The 25,177-nt window shown below is 27.3% G+C and carries 23 protein-coding genes; 22 read left to right on the top strand and 1 reads right to left on the bottom strand.

From position 1 onward, the window contains the following. The 20 genes from GBZ86_RS01755 (at window position 1) to GBZ86_RS01660 (ending at window position 21,824) form a co-directional block, all read left to right on the top strand. Window positions 1–2,925: a penicillin-binding transpeptidase domain-containing protein gene (locus tag GBZ86_RS01755; protein WP_152887166.1), complete on the top strand. Its 2,925-nt coding sequence runs from the start codon at window positions 1–3 to the stop codon at window positions 2,923–2,925. Between the two features lie 193 nt (window positions 2,926–3,118). Next, window positions 3,119–6,088, top strand: coding sequence for a penicillin-binding transpeptidase domain-containing protein (locus GBZ86_RS01750; protein WP_152887164.1), 2,970 nt, complete (start codon window positions 3,119–3,121; stop codon window positions 6,086–6,088). 224 nt (window positions 6,089–6,312) lie between these two features. Continuing rightward, window positions 6,313–6,948, top strand: a complete 636-nt coding sequence (gene minC / locus GBZ86_RS01745; protein ID WP_152887186.1) for a septum site-determining protein MinC — start codon at window positions 6,313–6,315, stop codon at window positions 6,946–6,948. Window positions 6,949–6,975: 27 nt separating this feature from the next. Beyond that, on the top strand, window positions 6,976–7,773 hold the full coding sequence (gene minD / locus GBZ86_RS01740; RefSeq protein ID WP_152887162.1) for a septum site-determining protein MinD: 798 nt from the start codon (window positions 6,976–6,978) through the stop codon (window positions 7,771–7,773). Between the two features lie 14 nt (window positions 7,774–7,787). Next, window positions 7,788–8,060, top strand: a complete 273-nt coding sequence (minE, locus tag GBZ86_RS01735; protein WP_152887160.1) for a cell division topological specificity factor MinE — start codon at window positions 7,788–7,790, stop codon at window positions 8,058–8,060. A 247-nt stretch (window positions 8,061–8,307) separates the two neighbouring features. After that, complete coding sequence (rodA, locus tag GBZ86_RS01730) at window positions 8,308–9,432, top strand: rod shape-determining protein RodA (RefSeq protein WP_152887158.1); 1,125 nt, start codon at window positions 8,308–8,310, stop codon at window positions 9,430–9,432. A gap of 146 nt (window positions 9,433–9,578) precedes the next feature. Then, window positions 9,579–10,379: a M23 family metallopeptidase gene (locus GBZ86_RS01725; protein WP_152887156.1), complete on the top strand. Its 801-nt coding sequence runs from the start codon at window positions 9,579–9,581 to the stop codon at window positions 10,377–10,379. Window positions 10,380–10,391: 12 nt separating this feature from the next. After that, window positions 10,392–11,261, top strand: a complete 870-nt coding sequence (locus tag GBZ86_RS01720; protein WP_152887154.1) for a site-2 protease family protein — start codon at window positions 10,392–10,394, stop codon at window positions 11,259–11,261. Window positions 11,262–11,478: 217 nt separating this feature from the next. After that, window positions 11,479–13,332 carry a TIGR03960 family B12-binding radical SAM protein gene (locus GBZ86_RS01715; protein ID WP_327443596.1) on the top strand — a complete coding sequence of 618 codons (1,854 nt, stop codon included), beginning with the start codon at window positions 11,479–11,481 and terminating at the stop codon, window positions 13,330–13,332. Further along, window positions 13,316–14,017 (top strand): TIGR03936 family radical SAM-associated protein, encoded by a 702-nt coding sequence (locus GBZ86_RS01710; protein ID WP_327443610.1) that lies wholly within the window; start codon window positions 13,316–13,318, stop codon window positions 14,015–14,017. Before GBZ86_RS01715 ends, GBZ86_RS01710 begins: the two co-directional genes overlap by 17 nt. A 21-nt stretch (window positions 14,018–14,038) precedes the next feature. Continuing rightward, a complete protein-coding gene (locus GBZ86_RS01705) occupies window positions 14,039–15,475 on the top strand; it encodes an Rne/Rng family ribonuclease (protein ID WP_152887150.1) in 1,437 nt (478 codons plus the stop codon). A gap of 122 nt (window positions 15,476–15,597) precedes the next feature. Next, window positions 15,598–15,909: a 50S ribosomal protein L21 gene (gene rplU, locus GBZ86_RS01700; RefSeq protein ID WP_152887148.1), complete on the top strand. Its 312-nt coding sequence runs from the start codon at window positions 15,598–15,600 to the stop codon at window positions 15,907–15,909. Window positions 15,910–15,913: 4 nt separating this feature from the next. Beyond that, complete coding sequence (locus GBZ86_RS01695) at window positions 15,914–16,285, top strand: ribosomal-processing cysteine protease Prp (protein WP_152887146.1); 372 nt, start codon at window positions 15,914–15,916, stop codon at window positions 16,283–16,285. Between the two features lie 5 nt (window positions 16,286–16,290). Next, a complete protein-coding gene (rpmA, locus tag GBZ86_RS01690; protein ID WP_152887145.1) occupies window positions 16,291–16,593 on the top strand; it encodes a 50S ribosomal protein L27 in 303 nt (100 codons plus the stop codon). A 223-nt stretch (window positions 16,594–16,816) separates the two neighbouring features. Further along, window positions 16,817–18,103 (top strand): GTPase ObgE, encoded by a 1,287-nt coding sequence (gene obgE, locus GBZ86_RS01685; protein ID WP_152887143.1) that lies wholly within the window; start codon window positions 16,817–16,819, stop codon window positions 18,101–18,103. Between the two features lie 12 nt (window positions 18,104–18,115). Next, window positions 18,116–18,421 carry a ribosome assembly RNA-binding protein YhbY gene (yhbY, locus tag GBZ86_RS01680; protein ID WP_152887141.1) on the top strand — a complete coding sequence of 102 codons (306 nt, stop codon included), beginning with the start codon at window positions 18,116–18,118 and terminating at the stop codon, window positions 18,419–18,421. Window positions 18,422–18,425: 4 nt separating this feature from the next. Further along, window positions 18,426–19,028, top strand: coding sequence for a nicotinate-nucleotide adenylyltransferase (gene nadD, locus GBZ86_RS01675; RefSeq protein ID WP_152887139.1), 603 nt, complete (start codon window positions 18,426–18,428; stop codon window positions 19,026–19,028). Window positions 19,029–19,039: 11 nt separating this feature from the next. Next, window positions 19,040–19,618: a bis(5'-nucleosyl)-tetraphosphatase (symmetrical) YqeK gene (gene yqeK / locus GBZ86_RS01670; protein ID WP_152887137.1), complete on the top strand. Its 579-nt coding sequence runs from the start codon at window positions 19,040–19,042 to the stop codon at window positions 19,616–19,618. A gap of 17 nt (window positions 19,619–19,635) precedes the next feature. Next, entirely contained in the window at window positions 19,636–20,931 is a 1,296-nt protein-coding gene (locus tag GBZ86_RS01665) for an LCP family protein (RefSeq protein WP_152887136.1), read from the top strand. Continuing rightward, on the top strand, window positions 20,931–21,824 hold the full coding sequence (locus GBZ86_RS01660; RefSeq protein ID WP_152887134.1) for an RluA family pseudouridine synthase: 894 nt from the start codon (window positions 20,931–20,933) through the stop codon (window positions 21,822–21,824). Before GBZ86_RS01665 ends, GBZ86_RS01660 begins: the two co-directional genes overlap by 1 nt. A gap of 79 nt (window positions 21,825–21,903) precedes the next feature. On the opposite strand, the gene GBZ86_RS01655 is transcribed toward GBZ86_RS01660, so the two are convergent. Further along, window positions 21,904–23,232, bottom strand: a complete 1,329-nt coding sequence (locus GBZ86_RS01655; protein WP_152887132.1) for a D-alanyl-D-alanine carboxypeptidase family protein — start codon at window positions 23,230–23,232, stop codon at window positions 21,904–21,906. 203 nt (window positions 23,233–23,435) lie between these two features. Between GBZ86_RS01655 and GBZ86_RS01650 the strand changes: the two genes are divergently transcribed. Together GBZ86_RS01650 and selD are read left to right on the top strand one after the other, a co-directional pair. Further along, the gene (locus GBZ86_RS01650; RefSeq protein ID WP_152887130.1) at window positions 23,436–24,059 is read left to right on the top strand and encodes a helix-hairpin-helix domain-containing protein; all 624 of its coding nucleotides are present in this window, start codon (window positions 23,436–23,438) and stop codon (window positions 24,057–24,059) included. 50 nt (window positions 24,060–24,109) lie between these two features. Further along, the gene (gene selD / locus GBZ86_RS01645; protein WP_152887128.1) at window positions 24,110–25,141 is read left to right on the top strand and encodes a selenide, water dikinase SelD; all 1,032 of its coding nucleotides are present in this window, start codon (window positions 24,110–24,112) and stop codon (window positions 25,139–25,141) included. The last annotated feature ends 36 nt before the right edge of the window (window positions 25,142–25,177 follow it).

Genomic DNA, 25,177 nt, shown 5'->3' with positions numbered 1-25,177 from the left:
GTGAATAACAATAAGAAAAAAAATAAACCTAAAAATAGATTTAAAATTCTCATTATTATTATGTGTATAGTTTTTATTGCTATAATTAGTAGACTTGTATATTTACAAGTCATTAATTATACCAATTATAAAGAAAGAGCTAATAAAAGAGCAATAAAATTTATATCAACTACAGCACCAAGAGGAAAAATTTTAGATAGTAATGGGAAAGTATTGGCCACTAATAAACAAACGTATACTTTAACTTTTACAGAAACAGATGAATCAAAAAAGAAATTTTATGATACTGTAGATAGAGTACATAAAATGTTAACTGAAACTGGAGAAAGTATGCAGGACAAGTTTCAGCTAAGATTAGATGGAAATAACAACTTTTACTTTGATTTTAAAGCACAATCTCCAGAAGAAAAAAGAGCTTTAGAGCTTAGATTTAAAAAGGATAGAGGATTAAATGAAAAAGTAAAAGCAAGCCTTCAAAAAGAAGGTGCAATCCCAAAGGGGGATGAAGAATTATCAGTGGAGGATGAGGAGAAGGTAGATGAAAAACTTCTACAAATTACTCCAGAAGAAACTTTTAAATATTTAGTTAAGCAATACGGTACATATTATGCCTTAAAAGAATTTAGAAATAGTAAAGACTATTCTAAAGATGTAGAATTAAAGAAAAAGGCTAAAGAATATTTAAATGCAAGCGAGGATGAAATATTTAACTTATTATTAAAACAGTATAGTTTAGAGGAAATAAGAAGATATATTGCAGTAAAGGATGCTATAAAAATTCAGAGTTTTTCAGGGTTTAAACCTGTAAATATAGCTTGCAACATAAGTGAAAAAACAGCCTTTGAATTTTATCAAAAGCTTAATGATTTACCAGGAGTAAATGTATCCTTAGAGCCTATTAGATATTATCCTTATGGAGAATTAGGGGCATCTGTACTTGGATATGTATCTTCTATAAATGGTAGTAGTAAAAATAAATATGAAGAAAAGGGATATGATATTTCTACAGATATAATAGGACGAGCTGGCATAGAATCTGCCTTTGAAAGTGCCTTAAAAGGGGAAAAAGGTGGAGAAACTGTAAAGGTAAACGCTGATGGTAGAAAGACTAGTGAGTTATTTCAATTAGAAACATATCCAGGGAAAAATGTTTGTTTAACCATAGATAGAGATATACAATATACCGCTGAACATATGCTAAAAGATCAATTAACATGGCTTCAAGCTGCTTCTAGGGATTCTAGGTATGATACCACTTTTGCTTCAAGAGGAGCAACAGTTGCTATAGAGGTTAATACAGGAAGAATATTAGCCTTAGCTAGTTATCCAAGTTTTGATCCTAATATGTTTACTCAAGGACAATTAAACAAAGAGTTAACAAAGCAATATTTTAGCCCGGACTTGGAAGAGTTTGGAAAACAATTTATAGTTAAACATAATTTAAAGCAAACAGTAGAGGATTTATTTCCTAAAAATAAGAATGGTCAAAGGGATGATAAATATGATATATATCCAAAGCCTTTTTATAATTATGCCACTATGGGATTAATACCTCCTGGTTCAACCTTTAAGCCTATGACTTCTGTGGTAGCATTAGAAGAAGGAGTAGTGACTCCGGATTCAACTGTATTTGGAGAAGACCATTTTAGAAAATATCCTGAAATATTTGGTAAAAATACACCACCTAAAGATGGCAACTGCGATGGAGTTACTAATATTAAAAGAGCATTACAGAAGTCATCTAACTCTTATTTTTATGATGCAGCAGTAAAGTTATATAAAAAGTATAGCAATGAAGGAAAACCAAAAGAAGGATTAGACACCATATATAAATATGCTTGGAAGTTTGGGTTAGGAATGGATCCTAATAAAAAGCAAAAGCCAGCTACAGGTATAGAAATAGCGGAAAATTTTGGTTCAGTATATAATTTTGAACGGTTTAAAAAGAATAAAATTTATTATTCTAAGTGGACTTTAGTAAATTCTTTAGAGAATGGTTGTTTTGATAAAAGTAATTTAACCTTTCCTTCATTAGATATAGCTAAAAATGAAAATGATTCAGAGGAACTAGCGACAGCAAAGGAAAAACTAAAAAAATTAATAGCTAGTGAATTAGAACTGGTAGGAAATAAGGATATTGCTAAGGAAGATTGTAAAACTATTGAAAAAAATGTAGTTGAAATATTAAATGAAATTTATAATAATTCAGATAAATATAGAAAAACTATTGAGGCTTCAGGTAAGAGCAAAGATAAAGCTATATCAAGTACTACTTTAGCTATTACTAATTGGATGGTTAATTCTATGGCTTTTGAAATAAACAGTCCAGCACAGTTAGCTTATGCAGCTATAGGACAAGGTATTGATGCTTTTAGTCCTGTTCAAATAGTAAATTATATAGCTACTTTAGCTAATGGAGGAACTAGATATAAGGCTCATTTGGTGGATAAAATAACTGATGCAGATGGAAATGTTATAGAAGAATTTAAACCAGAAGTTATTGATAAGATTAATTTTTCTAAAACTACTTTAGATACTATTAAAGAAGGAATGAGAAGATGTAATAATGAGATTGAAGGAACCGGCTTTAGTAGTTTTGGAAGTTTTCCTATACCAACATGTGGTAAAACTGGAACAGCTACCTTTTCTAATAATGAAGATGAAGTAGGCAGAAAAGATTTTGGAGTGTATGTTTCCTTTGCTCCTATAGATAAGCCTAAAATAGCAGTGGTAACAGCTATTTATGATGGTATTCATGGTTACTTTGGAGCACCAATAGCTAGAGCTATTTATGAAACTTATTTTAGAAATGAAATTAAAAAAGATTTTCCATCATACATAACTGTAAATCCATTAATTGGAGAGAAGTATGATTATGCTTTAAATCCACCTTTAGAAAATAAACAGGATGAAGAGAAAAAATAAATTTGAAATTTAATTAAACTTTAAATTTAATAAAAATTAGGGCTTTATAATTAAAATTTTTAATATATACATAGATTTTCTTGAAACATTGTTATGTTTATAGTAATGTATATAATAAGTTTTGATTTTATAGCCCTATTTTTTTATATGCTAATAGGAGAGAATTTTAATGAGAAACAGGTGGTAGAATAGAATGAAAAATAACAAAAAAAAGAAAAAGCCTATAAATAGATTTACAGTACTTATTGGAATAATGAGTATTATATTTATAGGAATTCTTTGTAGACTTGTTTATTTACAGGTGTTTAAGTACGATGATTACAAAGAAAGAGCTAATACAAGGGCTAGAAGATTTTTGTCTGATACAGCTCCTAGAGGAAAAATTTACGATAGTGAAGGGAATGTATTAGCCACTAATAAACAGACTTATACATTAACTTTTACAGAAACAGATGAATCGAAGGCTAACTTTTATAGCACTATGGATAAGGTTTATGAAATGTTAAGCAAAAATGAAGAAAAAATGCAGGATAAGTTTCAGTTAAAGTTAGATGAAAATAATAAATTTTATTTTGATTTTAATGTAAGTTCTGAAGAGCAAAGGATAGCTTTAGAACTTAGATTTAAAAAAGATAGAGGATTAAATGAAAAGGTAAAAATAGAGCTTCAAAAACAAGGAGCTATTCCAAAAGGAGAAGGAGATTTAACTGTAGAAGATGAAGAAAAAATAGATGAAAAACTTCTACAAATCACTCCAGAAGAAACCTTTGATTATTTATTAAAGCAATATAGTATTTATTATGCTTTAGATGAATTTAAAAAGAATCCTAATTATAATAAAGATGAAGCTTTAAAAGCAAAAGCTAAAGAGTATGCCTCATTAACAGGAAAAGAAATAAGAGATATCTTATTAAAATATTATGATTTAGGACAATTAAGAAGATATGTAGTAGTAAAAGATGCTATAAAAATGCAAAGTTTTTCAGGGTTCAAGCCTGTAAATATAGCATCAAATATAAAAGAACAAACTGCCTTTATATTTTATCAAAAACTTAATGATCTTCCAGGGGTAGACGTAGATTTAGAACCTATTAGATATTATCCTTATAATGAGTTAGCTTCATCAGTTTTAGGGTATGTTTCCTCTATAAATAGTGATAATAAAAGTAAATATGAAGAAAGAGGTTATGATGTATCCACGGATATGATTGGTAAAGCTGGTATAGAATCTGCTTTTGAAAGCACATTAAGAGGTACAAAGGGAGGAACTACGGTAAAGGTAAATTCAGCAGGAAGAAAGACTGATGAATTATTTGCTTTGGAAACTTATCCAGGTAAGAATGTACATTTATCTATTGATAAAAATATACAATATGCAGCAGAAACTATGCTTAAGCATCAATTATCATATTTACAAAATACTTTTAGAGGAAATGTTAATACTACAATGGCAACAAGAGGTGCAACAGTAGCAATAGAAGTAGATACAGGTAGAGTTTTAGCTTTAGCAAGTTATCCAAACTTTGATCCAAATATTTTTGCAGAAGGTGAATTAAGTCCTGAATTATCAAAGCAATACTTTAATCCAGACTTAGAAAGTTTCGGGAAAGAATTTATTGATAAACATAGTTTAAAGCAAAGTGTGGATGATTTATTCCCTAAGAATAAATATGGTCAAAGAGAGGATAAATATGATATATATCCAAAGCCATTTTATAATTATGCCACTATGGGATTAATACCTCCAGGTTCTACTTTTAAACCTATGAGTTCTGTAGTAGCATTAGAGGAAGGTGTATTTACTCCGGATGAAAGTATTTATGTTTCAGGTAAATATTTTACAAAATATCCTCATATATTTGGTAAAACTCCTCCGAAAGATGGAAATGCATATGGTGTTATAGATGTAAAAACTGCTTTAAAGAAATCATCAAACTCATATTATTATGATTCAGCAGTAAGACTTTATGAAAAGTATAAAGAAAAGGGAGAGCCTATAGAGGGGTTAAATAGTATTGCTAAGTATGCATGGAAATTTGGGTTAGGAGTACCTCCAAATAGTAAAGAAAAAAAAGCTACAGGTATTGAAATAGCTGAAAATTTTGGTTCAGTATATAATTTTGAACAATATAAAGAACAAAGAATTTACTATGCTAAATGGGATTTAGTAAATGCTTTAGAAGCAGGAGTATTTCCAAATAGAGGAGTTAATTTTATACCAGTAGATATAGCTAAAAATGATTCAGATTCTGAAGATTTAGCCGAAATTAAAGCAAATATTAAGAAACTAGTTACAGATAAATTAAAAAATGTTAATGCAAAAGATAGTCTTGCTAAGGATTATGAGGAAATTAAAACGTCTTTAACAAATAAATTAAATGAACTTTATAAAGTTTCAGGTAAATATAAAAATTCTATAGATCAATCAGGAAAAAATATTGAAGATGTAATAAATAAAACAGCAAGTGAAATTACTACTTGGGTTGTATATTCAATGCCTGGGGAGATAGTAAACCCCGTAGAGCTTGCCAATGCATCTATAGGGCAAGGTATGAATGCCTTTAGTCCAGTACAGTTAGTTAATTATATTGCCACTTTAGCTAATGGCGGAACTAGACACAAAGTACATCTTGTGGATAAAATAACAGATACAGATGGAAAGGTAGTTGAAGACTTTAAACCAGAAGTTGAGGATAGCATTAAAATATCTGAAAGTACTTTAGCAGCTATTAAAGAAGGTATGAGAAAAGTTAATCATGAATCTGGAGGTTCAGGTTATCAAACATTTTCTAGATTTCCAATAACTACAGGAGGAAAAACAGGAACAGCTACTTTTAGAAATGATCAAGATCAATATGGAAGAACAGATTTTGGAGTTTATGTTTCTTTTGCTCCTTTAGATAAACCTAAGATAGCAGTAGCAGTAGTTATTTATGATGGTGGTCATGGTTACTTTGGTGCACCAGTGGCTAGATCTATTTATGAAACTTATTTTAGAGATGAATTAAAAGCAAAGTATCCATCATATAAGCCAATAACTATGGATGGTATATCTTATGATTACACTTTAAATCCACCACTAGAAAATAAGAAAGATTTAGACTTAGATAAGGGAAATATAAATGTAACTGAAAAAATTAGTGACATTAAACAAGAGGAATAAAATAATTGAAATAAAACTTGTAAGATAAATAGATTACAAGTTTTATTTTTTTTATACCGTAAATATTCTGAAAAAAATTACTAATAATTAAAATATTGTAATAAAATACTTTAATAACTTAAAAATAACTTATATAATAGAAATAGAATTATTATAATGATGCATTGTATCATGTAATTAAGTTATATGTTGGTATGTTTGCATTGGAGGGTAATAATATCATGATGTATGATGAAAGAATATTAATAAAAGGAAACAAAAATGGTCTGCAAGCCATAATAAATATGGATAAGTTTGGGGACTTTGAAGAAATGTTAGAAGTGCTGATCGAAAGATTAAGTAGAGGTAAAAAGTTTTATAAAGGGGCAACGCTAACTTTAGTTACGAATTTAAAACATATTAATGAACGTCAGATGAGAAAGTTAAAAGATGTATTATTTGATGAGATTTTAATAAAAGATTGTATTTTTTTGGACAAAGATGAGAAAGAGGATAAAGCATTTTCAGGAGTATATGAAGGAAGAACTAAATTTATAAGAAAAACTGTGCGTAGTGGACAAGTAATAAATTATATTGGAAACATTATTATTGTTGGAGATGTAAATCATGGTGCGGAAGTATCAGCTTTAGGAAATATAATAGTATTAGGGAGTTTAAGAGGTCGTGTTTTTGCTGGTGATAATGGAAATAAAAAAGCAATAATAGCAGCTTTTGAATTACAGCCAGAAATAATGTCTATAGCAGGAAAAATTACTATTTCTCCTGATGAAATTGATAGTCCTGGTTATCCAGAAGTAGCAAGACTTAAAGAAGACTTAATAATAGTTGAGCCTTATTTGCCTAATAAATACACTTATTAAAATACATATAACAATGGAGGTAAATTTATGGGAATATCTATAGTTGTAACATCAGGAAAAGGTGGAGTAGGAAAGACTACAACAACAGCAAACATAGGAACTGCTTTAGCAACAGAAGGTAAAAAAGTTGTAGTTGTTGATGGAGATACAGGTTTAAGAAATTTAGATGTATTAATGGGATTAGAAAATAGAATAGTTTATACTATAATAGATGTAATTGAAAATAGATGTAGAACAAAGCAAGCATTAATAAAAGATAAAAGATATCCAAATCTTTGTTTATTACCTACTGCTCAAACAAAGGATAAAAATGATATTAGTCCTCAACAAATGCTTAGACTAGTAAATGAATTAAAGCAAGAATTTGATTATGTAATAATTGATTGTCCAGCAGGTATAGAACAAGGTTTTGAAAATGCTATAGTTGGAGCTGATAGAGCTATAGTTGTTGTAAATCCAGAAATAACATCAGTAAGAGATGCTGATAGAGTTATTGGTAAGCTTGATGCTAAAGGATTAGAAAATCATCAAGTAATTATAAATAGATTAAATTATGAAATGACAAAAAGAGGAGATATGTTAGATATATCAGATATAATAGAAACTCTTTCTGTTAAATTATTAGGAGTTGTTCCTGATGATAGATGTATAACTGTTTCTACAAATAAAGGAGAGCCTATTGTATTAGATGATAAGGCGGTAGCTGGAAAAGCATTTAGAAATATTGCTAAAAGAATAATGGGCGAAGAAGTGCCTATAATGGATTTAAATACAGAAAGTCAAGGTTTTTTTAGTTCTATATTTAAATTATTTAAAAGAGGCTAGGAGGTAATTTTATAATGGACTTTTTTAATAAAGTGTTTTCATCTAATAAGCCTACGCCAAAAGATTTAGCTAGAGATAGATTAAAATTAATTTTAATACATGATAGAGGTGAATTTTCAACTGATACATTAGATAAAATAAAAACTGAGTTATTACAGGTTTTAAGTAAATATGTTGAAATTGATGATGAAGATGTAGATATAACAGTAACTAAATCAAATAGCCTTGAAGGGGAATCACCAGCTTTAATAGCTAATATTCCTATTAAAAATATTAAAGGCAGATAAAAAAATTAGGACTATCTCATTTAAAAATGAGAAGTCCTTTATTAATTTTAAATAATAAAATATATGATGAGTAAATAAGGTATTTTAACTTTATAAGTACAAAAATTATTGTAAAAATTATAAATTAGAGTATCATATAAATATATGAATAATATAAGATGTTAAGTTTATATGAATTTAATAAATTAAAACTAAGTTTTTTAAATCTTTTATTATTTAAATTTTATACAAGGAGGATTTTGTGCTATTGTTAGAAAAATTAAAGATAGATAGTAAGCTTAGAAAAGAATTAGATTATAAGCTTTTAACTGTTATGATAGTAATAGTTTTATTTGGTATACTTAATATATATTTAGCTACTAGAGCTGAGCATGGAGTTTTTTTTACTAAAAAGCAATTAATATGGTTTGGAATATCTATGTTAGTTTTATATATTATATTGCTTTGGGATTACACTATATTATATGGATATGTAGAAATATTTTATTGGGGTTCAATAGTCCTATTAATTATAACTCGTTTTGCAGGAAGTGTTATAAATGGTGCTAGAGGATGGATTGTATTAGGACCTGTAAGTATACAACCCTCGGAACTTGCCAAAATAGCAATGATTTTGATGCTGGCAAAGCAGATGCAAATTGTAGATATGAAGATTAATAATGTAAAAAACTTTTTTAAAGTTGCAATTTATGCTGCAATACCGATGGTCCTTATAGTAATTCAACCAGATATGGGTATGACTATGGTATCCTTTTTTATAGTTTTAGGTATATTCTTTGTTGCTGGATTAGATTTAAGGGTGATAGGTTCTGGGTTATTAGCCTTAGTTTTAGCAATAGCCTTAGTTTGGAATTCTGGAATTATTAAATCATATCAAAAAATGAGATTAGTTGGATTTTTAAATCCTGAGGCAGATGAACTTGGAATAAATCTTCAGTTAACTCAATCTATGATTGGAATAGGTTCTGGAGGTTTTTTAGGTACAGGAGTAGATTTAAAAAGTAATGATGCAGGATATGCAGCGGAATTTGTTCCAGAAAGACAAACAGATTTTATATTTTCAGTAATTGGTGAGCATTGGGGAACTATAGGGGGTATTTTCCTATTAATACTTTATGCAATGCTAATATATAGAATAATAGATACTGCACGGAATGCTAAAGATATATTTGGAAGTGTAATTTGTATAGGATTTGCTTCTTATTTTATATTTGCAATATTACAAAATATAGGAATGACTATAGGTATAATGCCTATAACAGGAATAACATTACCTTTAGTTAGTTATGGAGGTAGTTCATTACTTACAACCATAATGAGTATAGCTTTAGTTCTTAATATAGGGATGAGAAAAAAGAAAATTCAATTTTAAAAGGATTGCTAAAAGCATTCCTTTTTTTTTCTAAAATAAATATATATATAATATGTGAAAAAATATAATAGTGTTCTATAAATTTAAAATAAAAAATATATATATTATATAAAAAATGAAAATTTAAATATACTGAGGAGTTTGTAATGGGACACTATAACAATGAATATGAAAAATATTATTCTAAATTGTTAAATATAAAAAAAATTGAGCAAGAAAATACTGATAAATTAATTTTTTATGAAAAACAGAGTAATAAAAAAAATAATAGTACTGTATTAATGGAATTAAAAAAAACACTTTTTTTTGGTACTATAGCAAGCTTAGTAATGATAAGTATATTATTACTTTGTAAAAATTCTGAAAATTATTTTGGAAAAAATATTTATATACAAATGAAAAAAATAGTATCCACAAACTTTTACTATAAAAATTTAAATAATGATGAATTCAATAAAAGGTCTGCAATAACTAAAACTAATACTTTAGTAGATAAAGAAGATAATAATTCAAAAGAAGAAAAAATAAACTCTTTTGATAATTTTGTTGTGGTTAAAAAAAATAAATTAGAACTTTTAAAGGAGAGTAAGGTTATTATTTGTGAAGGAGTACTATCAGATAAAACAGAAGTAGCAGGTGAAAAAGGATTAATAATCAATGGAACTAATAAAGAAGTAAGAATTGTTTTAGATGGAAAAGTTATTAAAGTTGATAAGCATAAAGAATTAGGATTTGAAGTAGTGATTGATCATGGAGAAGATATAAAAACAAAATATTTGAATATTAAGGATGTAAAAGTTAATGTTGGTGATATTGTAAAAGAAAATAGTATTATTGGATACTCTTTAAATAATAAAGAGAAAAATCTTAATGGAATTCTATTTCAAATTTTAAGTGGAGAAAATATACAGAATGTAAAAGAGTATAATAATTTCATTAATAATTAGGAGAAATGTTTTGTGAAATTTAGTAAATGGCTTATTCCTCAACTGCTTATATTTTTAGTATTAGGATTTAAATTAAAATTAGCATTAGCTTTTTTTTGGATAATAATTCATGAATTTATTCATTATTTAATAGCTGTAAGACTTGGAGCGGATATTAAAAATCTTAAACTTCATTTTATTGGAGCTGCTATTGAGATAAGTGATTATGAAGAATTTACTCTAGATGAGCAAATAAAAATATGCTTAGCAGGTCCCTTATTTAATTTAATGTGTAGTATTTTATTTTTTTTGCTTTATAAGTTTATGGGAGGAACTTTTTTTTATTCTTGTTTTGAAATAAATCTAACCTTAGGTATTTTTAATTTATTACCTTGTTATCCTTTAGATGGAGCAAGAATCTTAAAATACTTTTTAGCAAAAAATAAAATTTATAAAAAAGCAAGTAACATAACATCTTTAGTTAGTTATACTTTAGCCTTTATGTTTATACTAACATTTTTTATAGTATGGATTGAAATACATAAGCTTAATATAACCATTTTTATTATGGGAATATTTTCTTTATATATGACTAGTATAGAAAAAGGAAAGGTAATGTATGTAATTATGGGGGATATAATAAAAAAAAGAGAAAAACTAATTAGAAACAAATATATAGACAATAGGCTAATTTCTATACATTATAAAGATGATTTAATTGATATATTGGGTTTAACTGACAAAAATAAATTTAATATTTTTTATGTTTTAGATGATAATTTAAAGCTTATGTATATATTAAGAGAAGATGAACTATTAGAGGGATTAAAAATTTATGGTAATATAAGTTTAGAGGAGTATTATTATACGAAAAATAATAAAAAAATAAATGATGGTTATTAATAATATTTTATGATAAAATATTAAGATAATATAAGAGAGGTATAGGGATATACTTCTTTTTTTATTAAAAAGATTTACAATTATATTAAGTTAATATATTTTTATAAAATAAGTTTTGAGAAATACTAAATTAAGATATAATTTTATATTTTAATTTAGCTTATTTTCATGGGTATAAAAATAAATTATTTATTAACTATATAGGAGGGAAAGCCACGTGGTAAAAATAAATGATGATATTTTATATAAAGTTGAAAAGCCATCAAGATATGTAGGTGGAGAACTTAATCAAGTAATTAAAAATCCAAGTGATGTAGATATAAGATTTGCTTTTTGTTTTCCAGATGTTTATGAAGTGGGAATGTCTCACTTAGGTTCAAGAATTTTATATCATGTTTTAAATGAGAGAAAAGATACATATTGTGAAAGAGTATATGCACCATGGCCAGACATGGAAAAGTTAATGAGAGAAAATAATATAGAATTATATGCTCTTGAAAGTAAAGATTCTTTAAATAAATTTGATTTTTTAGGTTTTACTCTTCAATATGAAATGAGTTATACAAACATATTAAATATGTTAGATATGAGTAAAATTCCTTTAAGAGCTTCAGAAAGAACAAATAATGATCCTATAGTGATGGCTGGAGGTCCATGTGCATATAATCCAGAGCCTTTACATGATATAGTTGATTTATTTCAACTTGGAGAAGGAGAGGAAGCTTTAAATGACATGTTAGATGTTTATCAAAAACATAGAGAAAATTTTGATAGACAAGAGTTTTTAAGAGAAGCTTCAAAAATACCAGGAGTTTATGTGCCATCATTATATGAGGTAACTTATAATGAGGATGGTACAATAAAGGAATTTAAGCCTAAATATGATGATGTACCTAAAACAATACAAAAGAGAATTGTTAATAATTTTGATAAAGTATCATTCCCTGAAAATTTAATAGTTCCTTATAGTGAGGTAGTTCACGATAGAGTTGTATTAGAATTATTTAGAGGATGTACTAATGGTTGTAGATTTTGTCAAGCAGGTATGATTTACAGACCAGTTAGAGAAAAAACAAGAGAAACGTTAATAAAACAAGCTAAAAATATGATAAAGGCTAGTGGATATGATGAAATTTCTTTAGTATCTTTAAGTACTTGTGATTATTCTGATATTCAAGCCTTAGTTACAGAGCTTATAGCAGAACATGGACCAAACAATACAAGTGTTGCTTTGCCATCAATAAGAGTTGATGCTTTCTCAGTTGATTTATTAAATGAAATTCAAAAGGTTAGAAAAACAGGGTTAACTTTTGCTCCAGAAGCAGGATCTCAAAGAATGAGAGATGTTATAAACAAAGGTTTAACTGAAGATAAGATTTTAGAAGCATCTAAGAGTGCTTTTGAAGCTGGATGGAGTTCATTAAAATTATACTTTATGCTTGGGTTGCCATATGAAAAGGTAGAGGATGCTACAGAAATTGGTTTATTAGCTGAAAAAATAGCAGATCAATATTATCAAGTACCAAAAGATAAAAGAAATAAAGGATTAAGAATTACAGTAAGTACATCAATACTTGTACCAAAACCTTTTACACCATTCCAATGGGCTCCTATGGAGAAAATGGAAAGTGTAACAGAAAAAATAAGAGCTGTAAAAGGTGCTATAAAATCAAGATGTATAAATTATAATTATCATGAGCAAAAAACTTCATATATGGAAGCAGTACTTGCTAGAGGTGATAGAAAGCTTTGTGATGTAATAATTAAAGCTTTTGAAAAAGGTGCTAAATTTGATGGATGGTCTGAATATTTTGACTTTGAAATTTGGCAAGAAGCTCTTAAAGAGTGTGGAGTAGATGGAGATTTTTATTCTTACAGAGAAAGAACTTATGATGAAATTTTACCTTGGGATTTCATTAGCATTGGAGTAAATAGAAAATATTTAGAGAGAGAAAATGAAAAAGCTAAAAATCAAGAGCTTACTAAAAACTGTAGAGAAGGTTGTACAGGATGTGGAGTAAATGTAAACTTTAAAGAAGGGAAGTGTTTTGAAGGTGCGTTACTTAATTAAATTTACTAAGAATGCAGAAATAAAATTTATTTCTCACTTAGACTTAATGAGAACAATTCAAAGAATAGTAAGAAGAGCTGAATTGCCAGTAGAATATTCTAAGGGGTTTAATCCTCACATGGTATTATCAATTGCACAGCCACTTTCAGTTGGTGTTTACTCTGAAGGAGATTATCTAGACTTAAATTTAGCTGAAGATTTACCAGAAGTTGCAGTAAAAGAGTTATTAAATGAAAATAGTGCTAATGGAATAAAATTTTTAGAGGTTTCAAAAAGTCCTGTTGTTCATAATGTTAAAAGATTACCACAAGCTATGGCATTAATAGACGGGGCAAGTTATATTATTAAAATAAAGTATAATGATGTATCTAATGCTGTAAAAGAAATGGATGATTTATTTAAAAAGTCAGAATTTATGGCTTTAAAGAAAAGTAAAAAAGGTGAAAAAATGGTTGATATAAAACCACAAATTAAGGAAATTAAGTACTGGGCAAAAGATGATGTTTTAGTTATAAATGCTCTTGTAAGTTGTGGAAGTAGAGATAATCTTTCACCAGATTTCTTAGCTAATTTTATAAAATCTAATACTTCAAATGTTAATGAAAGTGCTTTTACTGAAATTAAAAGAGTTGAAATGTATGCAGATAAAAACAATAAGCTAGTACCGCTATATAAATATATATAAATTTTAAGGATACTTAAATAAATGCGTAACATATTTATTGAAAGAAGAGAGAAACTTTTAAGGGTAGCTATAAAGGACAATAATATACTTAAAGCTTGTTATATAGAAGAAGAAAGTAATGAGCCAATTCCAGGAGAAATTTATAAAGGTATTGTAAAAAAATTAGTACCTGCAATAAAAAGTGCATTTTTAGACATAGGTTTTAATAAGCAAGCTTATATGCTTTGTGAAGATAAATCAATAAAGTGTGGAGATGAACTTATTGTAGAAGTAGTAAAAGAATCTATAGGAAGTAAAGGTGCTAAAGTGACACCTAAATTTTCTATTGCAGGAAGATTTGTGGTTTTAGAAACTTCACATAATGATATTAATGTTTCTAAAAAAATAAATAATGAACAATTAAGAAGGGATTTAAAAGAATCTCTTCTTAAATCTAAAGATATAGGCATTACCGTTAGAACTAAAGCTGAAAATGTTCATATTAGTATAATTCAACAGGAAATTAAAGATTTAAATGAAGTATATTGTAATGTTATTAGAAATGCTAAGTATTCATTACATCCTAAAAAAATATATGGAGATATTGGACTTATATCTAAAGTTATAAGGGAAAATATAACTTCAGATACAAATGAAATTTTAGTAGACTCAAAAGAAGATTATGAAATTTTAAAAGAATCTTTAGAAGAATGTGAAAGAAAAAAAATAGAGCTATATGAAGAAAAAAGAACTCTTTTCGATTATTATGGAATAGAAAAAGAAATATTAAGTTTAAGAAATAATAAAGTTAATTTAAAATGTGGCGGATATATAGTTATTGATAAAACAGAAGCAATGTATGTTATTGATGTAAATTCTGGTAAGCATACTACAGCTAAGAATATGGAAAAAACAGCTGAAGAAACAAATTTAGAAGCAGCTAAAGAAATAGCAAGACAGATAAAAGTAAGAAATTTAAGTGGTATCATTCTTATAGATTTTATTGACATGCATAAGGGTGAAAATAAAAGAAAAGTTTTGGATTTATTAAAAGAAGAACTTAATAATGATAAACAAAAATCAAAAATTTTTCCTTTTACAGAGTTAAATTTAGTTCAAATATCAAGAGCTAGAAAAGGTAAAAGTATTTATGAGTATATAGAGGAAAGCTGTGATATGTGTCATGGTTATGGAAAAAGATTGAAACTTTCTTACATATATTTACTTGTAAAAAATGAAATATTAAAAAAAGATGTTGAAGGAAAGATAAATGACTTTCATATAGAAATAAACTCTATTTATGAAAAACATATTAGAGAGGATATTTTTAACTTTTTAAAAAACATTGGAGCTTTAAATTTGAACATATATTTAGAATTTAAAGACTTTAATGAGTTTTACAAAGTAGAGCCATTAATATTTAAAAAACAAATAGATAATGTAAAAGAATATCTAGTGAAGAATATTGAAAAATATTAAAAATTTCTTTACAAAGATAAGTAGTTGTGATAGAATTCTTTTGTAAACCGCTCACGAATAGGTTGTACAAACAGATTTATCTGTACCTTAAGTGGCGAGTCCGTTATGAGGAGGTGTTTTTAATGTACGCAGTATTAACTACAGGAGGAAAGCAATACAGAGTTAGCGAAGGAGACGTAATATACGTTGAAAAGTTAAACGCTGAGGTTGACTCAACTGTTGAATTAACTGAGGTTCTTGCAGTATCAAAAGACGGAGAATTAAAAGTTGGTGCACCAGTAGTAGAAGGTGCTAAGGTTATGGCTAAAGTAGTTGCTCAAGGCAAAGCTAAAAAAGTTGTTGTATTCAAATACAAAGCTAAGAAAGACTACAGAAGAAAGAACGGTCATAGACAACCTTACACTAAGTTAGTTATCGAGAAGATAGAAGCTTAATTTTATGATTAAAATTAAATTTCAATCAAAAAAAGATAACATAATTTCCTTCACTATAAAAGGTCATGCTTTACAAGATAGAGATATGATTGTTGCTGGAGAGGCATTTGATATGATCTGTAATTCAGTATCTGTGCTATCTCAAAGCGTTATAATTGGTTTAGATGAAGTTTTGAAGCTAAATGTAAATTATGAAATATGTGATGGATATTTAAAGCTAGATCTTGAAGGATTTACTCCTGAAGAGATTCAGCAAGCTCAAGTTTTATTAAAAACTTTTGAAATGAGCTTAAATAGTCTAATTATAGGATTAGACCAGAGTTTTGGAAAGAAAACGCGTTGTAAATATATAAATTTATTAAAAGAGGAGGTGTAGTAACCATGCTAATAATGAACCTTCAATTGTTCGCACACAAAAAAGGGGTTGGTAGCTCAAAGAACGGTAGAGATTCTGAGAGTAAAAGACTTGGAGTTAAGTGTGCAGACGGACAATTCGTTCTTGCTGGAAACATATTAGTTAGACAAAGAGGTACTAAAATTCACCCAGGTGCTAACGTAGGAAAAGGTAAGGATGATACTTTATTTGCTATGATAGATGGAGTTGTTAAGTACGAGAGACTTGGCAGAGACAAGAAAAAAGCTTCTGTTTACCCAGTAAGCGTAGAAGAAATAATAGCTGAATAGTTATTTTGAGCACCCTATGGTATAGTAGGGTGCTTTTTACATAACTAAATAATTTTTTACAATATATAAACTTAAATATTAAAATTATACTAAAATTAGATTTAAAAATATTATAATATAGTTTTTTAGTTAAATTAATAAATTTTATATTTATGTTAACTAACATAATAAAATGGGTATAATATAATTAATTACTTATTATAGATAAGGTAAGGTGATGAACATGTTTATAGATACGGCCAAGATTTTTATAAAATCCGGAGATGGCGGACATGGTTGTGTTTCTTTTAGAAGAGAGAAATATGTACCATTAGGAGGCCCAGATGGTGGAGATGGTGGAAAAGGTGGAGATGTAGTTTTTCAAGTTGATACATCAATGACAACACTATTAGATTTTAAATATAAGAAAAAATTTGTAGCAATTAATGGTGGAAAAGGTGAAGGATCAAAATGTTATGGTAAAGATGGTGAAAAATTAATTATAAAAGTTCCAATGGGAACAATTATAAGAGATGTAGAAACCAATAAAATAATGGCTGACCTTTCACATCCAGGAGATGAATTTGTTGTTTGTAGAGGTGGAAAAGGTGGTAAAGGAAACTGTAAGTTCTGTACACCTACAAGACAGGCACCAAACTTTGCAGAACCAGGAATGCCAGGAGAAGAAAGATGGGTAGGATTAGAACTTAAATTATTAGCTGATGTAGGATTATTAGGGTTTCCTAATGTAGGAAAGTCTACTTTACTTTCAGTAGTAACTAAGGCTAAACCAAAGATAGCTAACTATCATTTTACAACATTAAAACCAAATTTAGGAGTTGTTGCAGTACCTGGAATAGAACCATTTGTTATGGCTGATATACCAGGAATAATTGAAGGTGCAGCAGAGGGTGTAGGTTTAGGATTAGACTTCTTAAGACATATAGAAAGAACAAGATTATTAATACACGTTGTTGATATATCTGGGTTAGAAGGAAGAGATCCAATAGAAGATTTCAAAAAAATAAATGAAGAATTAAAAAAATATAGTATTAAATTATGGGATAGACCACAAATAGTTGTTGCAAATAAATGCGATATGTTATTTGATGAAGAAATTTTTGAAAACTTCAAAAAAGAAGTTAATGCTATGGGATATGAAAAAGTCTTTAAAATGTCTGCAGCTACTTCACAAGGAATAGATGCTGTTATGAAAGAAGCAGCAAATATGCTTAAACAAATACCAATAACTGATTTAGATATTGATATAGATGAAAGATATATACCAGAAGAGAAGAGATTTACATATACAATTAATCCTATTGAAGAAGATGAAGTAAGAGTTTATGTAATTGAAGGTTCATTTGTGGATAGATTATTACTTGCAGTTAATGTAAATGACCCAGATTCTTTAAGATACTTCCATAAAGTATTAAAAAATAAAGGAATATTTGATGAACTTAGAGAAATGGGAATAGAAGATGGAGATATGGTAAGATTAAATGATTTTGAGTTTGAATACTTATTATAATGGAGGACAAAAATGATAACAACTAAACAAAGAGCATACTTAAGAGGATTAGCAAATGATTTAGATCCAATTTTCCAAATTGGAAAAAATGGCATAGAGGAAAACTTTTTAAAGCAAGTAGAAGATGCTTTAGAAGCAAGAGAAATAATAAAATTAAAGGTTTTGGAAAATAGTGGATTAGAAACAAGAGAAGCTTCAGATTATATATGTGAAAAAATAGGCTGTGAAGGAATTCAGGCTATAGGTAGTAAAATAGTTCTTTTTAAGCAATCTAAAAAGAAGCCTAAAATAGAATTACCAAAGCCAGGTAAAAAATAAGAAAATGAAAAAAGTAGGAGTATTGGGTGGAACCTTTGATCCAATACATAACGGTCATTTATATATAGCTTATGAGGCATATAGGAAATTAGAACTGGATGAAATTATTTTTATGCCAGCAGGAATACCTCCTCATAAGAAAAATAATAAAATAACTAATGAAAAAATAAGATATTCTATGGTAGAAAAAGCTATATTACCTTATAGCTTTTTTACCATAAATAATTATGAAATAAAGAAGAATGGATTAAGCTTTACTTATGAAACATTGTCATACTTAAAAGAGATGTTAGATGAAGTAGAGCTTTATTTTATAACTGGAGCAGATTGTTTAATAAATATAGATTCGTGGAAAAATGTTGAAAAAATAATGAAATTAAGTAAATTTGTAGTGTTTAATAGACCTGGATTTGATAAAATAGAATTATTATCCCAAAAGTTAAGAGTTGAAAAGAAATATAGATGTACTATAATACATTTGGATTTACTTAATTTAGAGATAAGTTCAAGTTTAATAAGAGAAAGAATTTATAAAGGGTTAGATGTAAGATTTTTTTTGCCGCAACTAGTTTTTGAGATGATAAAAAAAGAAAAGTTATATTTATAGGAGTTATATTTATGTGGGGAGTAGAAAAATTAAATAGTTATCTGAGGGAAATTTTACCTGAGGACAGGTATATTCATACTTTAGGGGTTGCAGAATCTGCTAAAGCTTTAGCCAAGTTAAATGGTGTGGATGAATTTAAAGCTGAAATTGCAGCTTTAGTTCATGATATAGCAAAATATTTACCAATAAACGAACAAATAAATATATTAAAGAAAGATAAAGAAAGCAGTATAGATAATATTACTTTTAAAGTACCACAAGTCTTGCATGGGTATGTGGGTGCTATATTAGCTAAAGAATTAATAGGTATTGATGATGAAGAGATTTTAAATGCTGTAAGATATCATACTGTAGGAAAAGAAAATATGTCAAAACTAGAAAAAATAATATATATAGCAGATTATATAGAACCTAATAGAAATTTTCCTGGTGTTGATAGTTTAAGAAAAATAACTTATGAGAATTTAAATGAAGGGGTTTTATCAGGGTTAGAAAATACTATAATTTTTGTAATAAAACAAAGAGAAATAGTACATCCGTTAACTGTAAAGGCAAGAAATTATTTGCTTATGGAAATTAAAGGTCAATAATGCATAGGGGGAGAATTATGTCAGGTAATAAAAAAGAAAAAAAAACCACTAAAAAGAAAAGAAAAAATATACTAAAGGGTATATTAGTGGTATTTATTATTTTTATGGTAATAACTTTGGGTATAACAACATATTTTTTTCAAAAGTACGGTGGCTTTGTAGGAGAAGTTGTAAAGATTGTAAAAGATGTAAAAAATGAAGTCATAAAAGTAGAAGATTCAATTACAGTATTAGTGTTAGGTTTAGATTTTGGAGATTTGGAGCAAGTTGAAAATAAAGATATAAAAAGAACTGATACAATAATGTTAGCTCACTTTAATCCAAATACAGATGAATGTCAAATAGTATCAATTCCTAGAGATACTCAAATAACATATAAAAATAAAAAGTGGAAAATAAACTCTGCTTATCCTTTAGGGGGAGAAAAGCTTTTGAAGCAATTGATGAAGGATATGTTAGGAGTTAATGTGGATTATGTAGTAAAAGTTGATTATAATGGCTTTAGGCAAGTTATTGATGCTATTGGTGGAGTAGAAATGTATATAGATCAAGATATGTTTTATGATGATTGGGAACAAGATTTACACATAAATTTTAAAGCAGGAGATACTGTACAACTAGATGGTAAAAAAGCGGAAGAGTTCTTTAGATGGAGACAAAATAATGATGGAACAGGTTTGCCAAATGGTGATTTAGATAGAATAAAAAATCAACAAAAATTAATGGGAAAAGTTATGGATAAAATCATGTCACCAAGCACTATTTGGAAAATAGATTCTTTAGCTAAAGCTATAGAAGAGAATGTTGACACTGATTTGGATTTAAAAACCATAGTTTCTTATGGGTTGGAGTTTTTGGAACTAGATAAAGCTAATGTTGAAATGAGTACATTAGTAGGAGAAAGTGTATATAAAGACAATCTGTGGTATTTTATGTATGATAAAGAAGAAAATGCTGAATTAATAAAAAAACTAAAAGATAATAGTAAGAATAAACAAAGTAATGATTTAAAAGATATATTAAGAGAAGATGTAAAAATTAAAGTTTTAAATTGTTGTAATATAAATGGATTAGCCAGTGAAGTAAAATCAGATTTGTTAGAAATAGGATATGATAAAGTAGAAATTGATAATGGATTAGATATTGAAAAAACTAAAATACTAGTAAAAGAAAATAAATATAAGACATTAATGAATAATGATTTAGTAGTTAAAAATATAGAAGTTGGAATTGATAAAAAGTATAATCATAATGATGAATATGATATTGTTATACTATTAGGAAAAGATTATTTAAAAATAGGAGCAAAATAATGAGTACTTTAACAAGTAAAGTAACAAAAGAATATGATGGAAGAAAAATTAGAGAATATTTAAAGGGAGAATTGAATCTTTCTACAAGACTTATACGAAGTGCATCACTTGATAAAAGAATAAAGGTTAATGGTTCAGCAGTTAAAATGAATCATGTTATTTATTTTAATGATGAAATATGGATTAAATTATCTAAACCAGAAACACAGGATTTTGAGCCAGAAAAAATGGATTTAGATATAGTTTATGAAGATGAAGATATTGTTGTTTTAAATAAAAAGCCATTTATGGTAGTTCATCCTACAAGAAGTCATCAATCAGGAACTTTAGCTAATGGATTATTGTATTATTTTAAAGAAAGCAAGCAAAACTGTATAGTAAGATTAGTTAGTAGATTAGATATGAATACTTCAGGTTTGATAATAATAGGTAAAAATCAATATGCTCATATGACATTATCTAATGAAATGAAGGGAGATAATTTCAAAAAGAGATATTTAGCAATAGTACATGGAATAATGGAATTAAAGCAAGGTACTATTGATGCACCTATTTATAGACCAGCTGAGGACTCTATTAAAAGAGTTATTGATGAAAGAGGGCAAAAAAGCATTACACATTATAAGGTTTTAGAAACATATAATAATGCATCTTTAGTAGAGTGTTTGTTAGAAACAGGAAGAACTCATCAAATAAGAGTGCATTTAAGTAGTTTAGGACATCCAATAATAGGTGATAGCTTATATGGAAAATCAGATGAAGAAATTATATCAAGGCAGGCATTGCATGCATTTGGTCTAGATTTTTTAAGTCCTAAAACTAAAAAACAATTAAGTTTAAGAGCTGAATTACCAAGTGATATGAAAGAGTTAATAGAAAAACTAAAAGAATAAAAGGAATATTTTTTAATATTCCTCTTATTTTTTTTTATTTATAAAAAGTTGAAATGTAAGAGTTTAGACTAATAATAGTTTATCTATTTTTATTATTAAATATTCTAGAATATTTAGATTTTTTTCTTTTATTTTTAAAAAATAGTATGAAGAATAAAAGAATTACTATTAAAAATAAAATAAAGAAAACAATATATTTAAAATTAAATTTAATAAATTTTAAAAAATTATTTTGAACTTTTAATGATAAATCTATTTCTGATACTAAGGGAACTGTTTTGAAAGATTTTCCTTCTAAATATAAAATACCTTCAAATAATTCTTCATTTTTTTTTATTTCAGTTAATTTATTTATTGCTGTATTTGATATAATTTCAAAATTACTTTTTAAGATAGACTTTAGATTTTCTAAATCATATGTACTATTAGATTTTGTTTTGTCTATTACATAATAGATATCTTCTTTTAATGATAATGGAACATTAGTAGTTTCATTAAATTTAAACTCAGTAACAATATCTCCTTTACTATATAGTTTTATAGGCTTAAAAGTATCAAATCCATAATTAAATAATTTAATAGTATCCTCATAATAATTAGGCTTAGTTTCGTAATCAAATAATGTAAGAATAAGTCTATGATTATCTTTTTCAGCCATTGCAACATAAGTATGACGAGATTTAGTAGTATATCCTGTTTTGCTACAAATTATAGGTTTATAATAATATTTACTTGTAGGAAAGACTAAAGAATTTCTATTATTAACCCATTTAGTTTTACCATCTATTATACTAGCAGGCATTTCATGAGAAACTTTACTACAAATTTCAATAAATTCTTTATGTTTAGAGAAATCTTTCATTATTAAAGCTAGATCATAAGGAGTTGTATAATGATTATCTTCATATAACCCACTAGCATTAACAAAATGAGTATTTTTTGCTCCAAGCTTTAAAGCTTTTTCATTCATAAGTTTAGCAAATTCAGTTTCATTTAAAGAGATATGTTCAGCTAATGCAATTGCAGCATCATTAGCTGATTCTAGTAAAAGCGCATATAACAATTCTAAAACAGTGTATTCATCGCCTTCTTTTAATCCAATTGCACTTCCTTCAGCTAAGCAAGGATTAGTTTTAATCTTAACTACTTCATTTAATTTACAGTTTTCTAAAGTTAACAAAGCAGTCATTATTTTAGTTGTAGAAGCTGGAGCCATAGGTTCATTAGGATTTTTGCATGCTAGTATTAAGCCACTATCAACATCCATTAATAACATGCCTTTTCCTGATGTCTCTATATTGTTAGGGGTTGATATCATATTAAATTCGTTAGCATAAATTTTTTTGGTTGGCAATAATATTATAAATATTATAATAAAAGATACCAAAATTTTATTTGAAATTTTCATAAAAGACCTCCACTATTGAGTTAAATAACTGCTTTAAAGTTTTGTAGTTAATACATTATAGAACATTAGTATATTATATATTAATTTTTTACATATTAGCAATAATTTAAGAAAAATTCGTAGTAAATTCTATAATTAACTACATAATATATTAAATTATTGTCAATAATTTTAAAAAGTATTATGTTTTGGAGGAGTTTATTTTGAAAAAAAGGGAAAAAATAATAGGTTCAGTGGCCTTATTAGTTATTTTAGCTATATTTTTATGTATAGGTTATATAAATACAAGACCTGAAAGATTAACTGAAGCTGATATGGAGAAAATGTTTATAGATACTAAACCCAAAAGTGAAGAAAAATCTAAAGAAGATAGTAATAGCAAAAATTCAATTACTGTTGAAATAAAAGGAGAAGTAAATAAACCAGATGTATATATAGTAGAAGAAGAGTTTAGAATTTATCAATTAATAGAATTAGCAGGAGGAGTTACCTTAGAGGCAGATATAAATTCTATAAATAGAGCATCTACTTTAACTGATGGACAATGTGTTATCATTGGAAATATAAATAATGAAACACAAAATAATATAGCTTCTGTTAATACAATGAATAATGTAGAATCTATATCGGGAGGAAAAGTGAATATAAATTCAGCTTCTAAAGATGAACTTATGACACTAACAGGTGTAGGAGAATCAAAAGCACAGGCTATTATAAGTTATAGAGAAAAGTCAGGTGCATTTAAAAAGGTAGAAGATTTACAAAACGTAGATGGAATAGGAGAAAAAACTGTAGAAAAATTAAAAGATAGTATAACAGTTAAATGAATATGCTATAATTAATAAATAAAATACATAAGAAAAGAGGGAGGAGAGTAATGATAGAAAAAAAATTAACACAACTATCAAAAACTTCAGGTTGAGCAGCTAAAATAGGGCCGGGGGCTCTTTCAGAGATACTAAGTAAGTTGCCTAAAATGAAAGATGAAAACTTAATAGTAGGTATAGATACAGCTGATGATGCTGCTGTTTATAAATTAAGTGATGATATAGCTACAATTCAAACTTTAGACTTTTTTACGCCTATAGTAGATGATCCATACATGTTTGGTCAAATTGCAGCTGCTAATTCTTTAAGTGATGTTTATGCTATGGGAGGAAAGCCTATAGTAGCATTAAACATAGTAGGATTTCCAAATTGTTTATCTATAGACATTTTAGGTGATATATTAAAAGGTGGAGCAGATAAAGTAATAGAAGCTGGTGCTGTTATTGTAGGAGGTCATTCAGTACAAGATGATGAACCAAAATATGGGTTATCAGTTACAGGTATAGTACATCCAGATAAAGTTTTAAAAAATTATGGGTCAAAGACTGGAGAAATACTAATATTAACTAAACCTCTAGGAACAGGAATAATAAATACTGCTATAAAGGGTGAAATAGCATCTAAGGAAGCTTATAATAAAGCTATAGATACTATGAGTTATTTGAATAAATATGCGGCAGATATAATAATTAATTATAAAATAAGCGCATGCACAGATATTACTGGATTTTCTTTTATGGGGCATGCATATGAAATGGCAGAGCCTTCAAATAAGACATTTAGAATATATAAAGATTGTATTCCTTATATTGAGGAAGCAAAAGAATATGCTAATATGGGTTTAGTTCCAGCTGGGTGTTATCAAAATAAATGTTATATTAACAATAAATATTTATTAAATAATGTAGAATCATGGTTAGAAGATATATTATTTGATCCACAAACATCTGGTGGATTATTATTTTCATGTAATACAAAAGATTATGCTGAGATATTAAGTAAGTTAGATACACTTAAATTAAAAAGTGCAGTAGTTGGAGTTGTAGAAGAATTTAATGGAAGTTATATTATAGTAGAATAGAATGTGTATTAAAAATATTATATAGTAGTATTATAC

The sequence above is a fragment of the Clostridium tarantellae genome (assembly GCF_009295725.1).
In the GTDB taxonomy this organism is placed as follows: domain Bacteria; phylum Bacillota; class Clostridia; order Clostridiales; family Clostridiaceae; genus Sarcina; species Sarcina tarantellae.
Note: the sequence above shows the minus strand (reverse complement) of the source record. Positions and strands in the feature narration are given on the sequence as shown.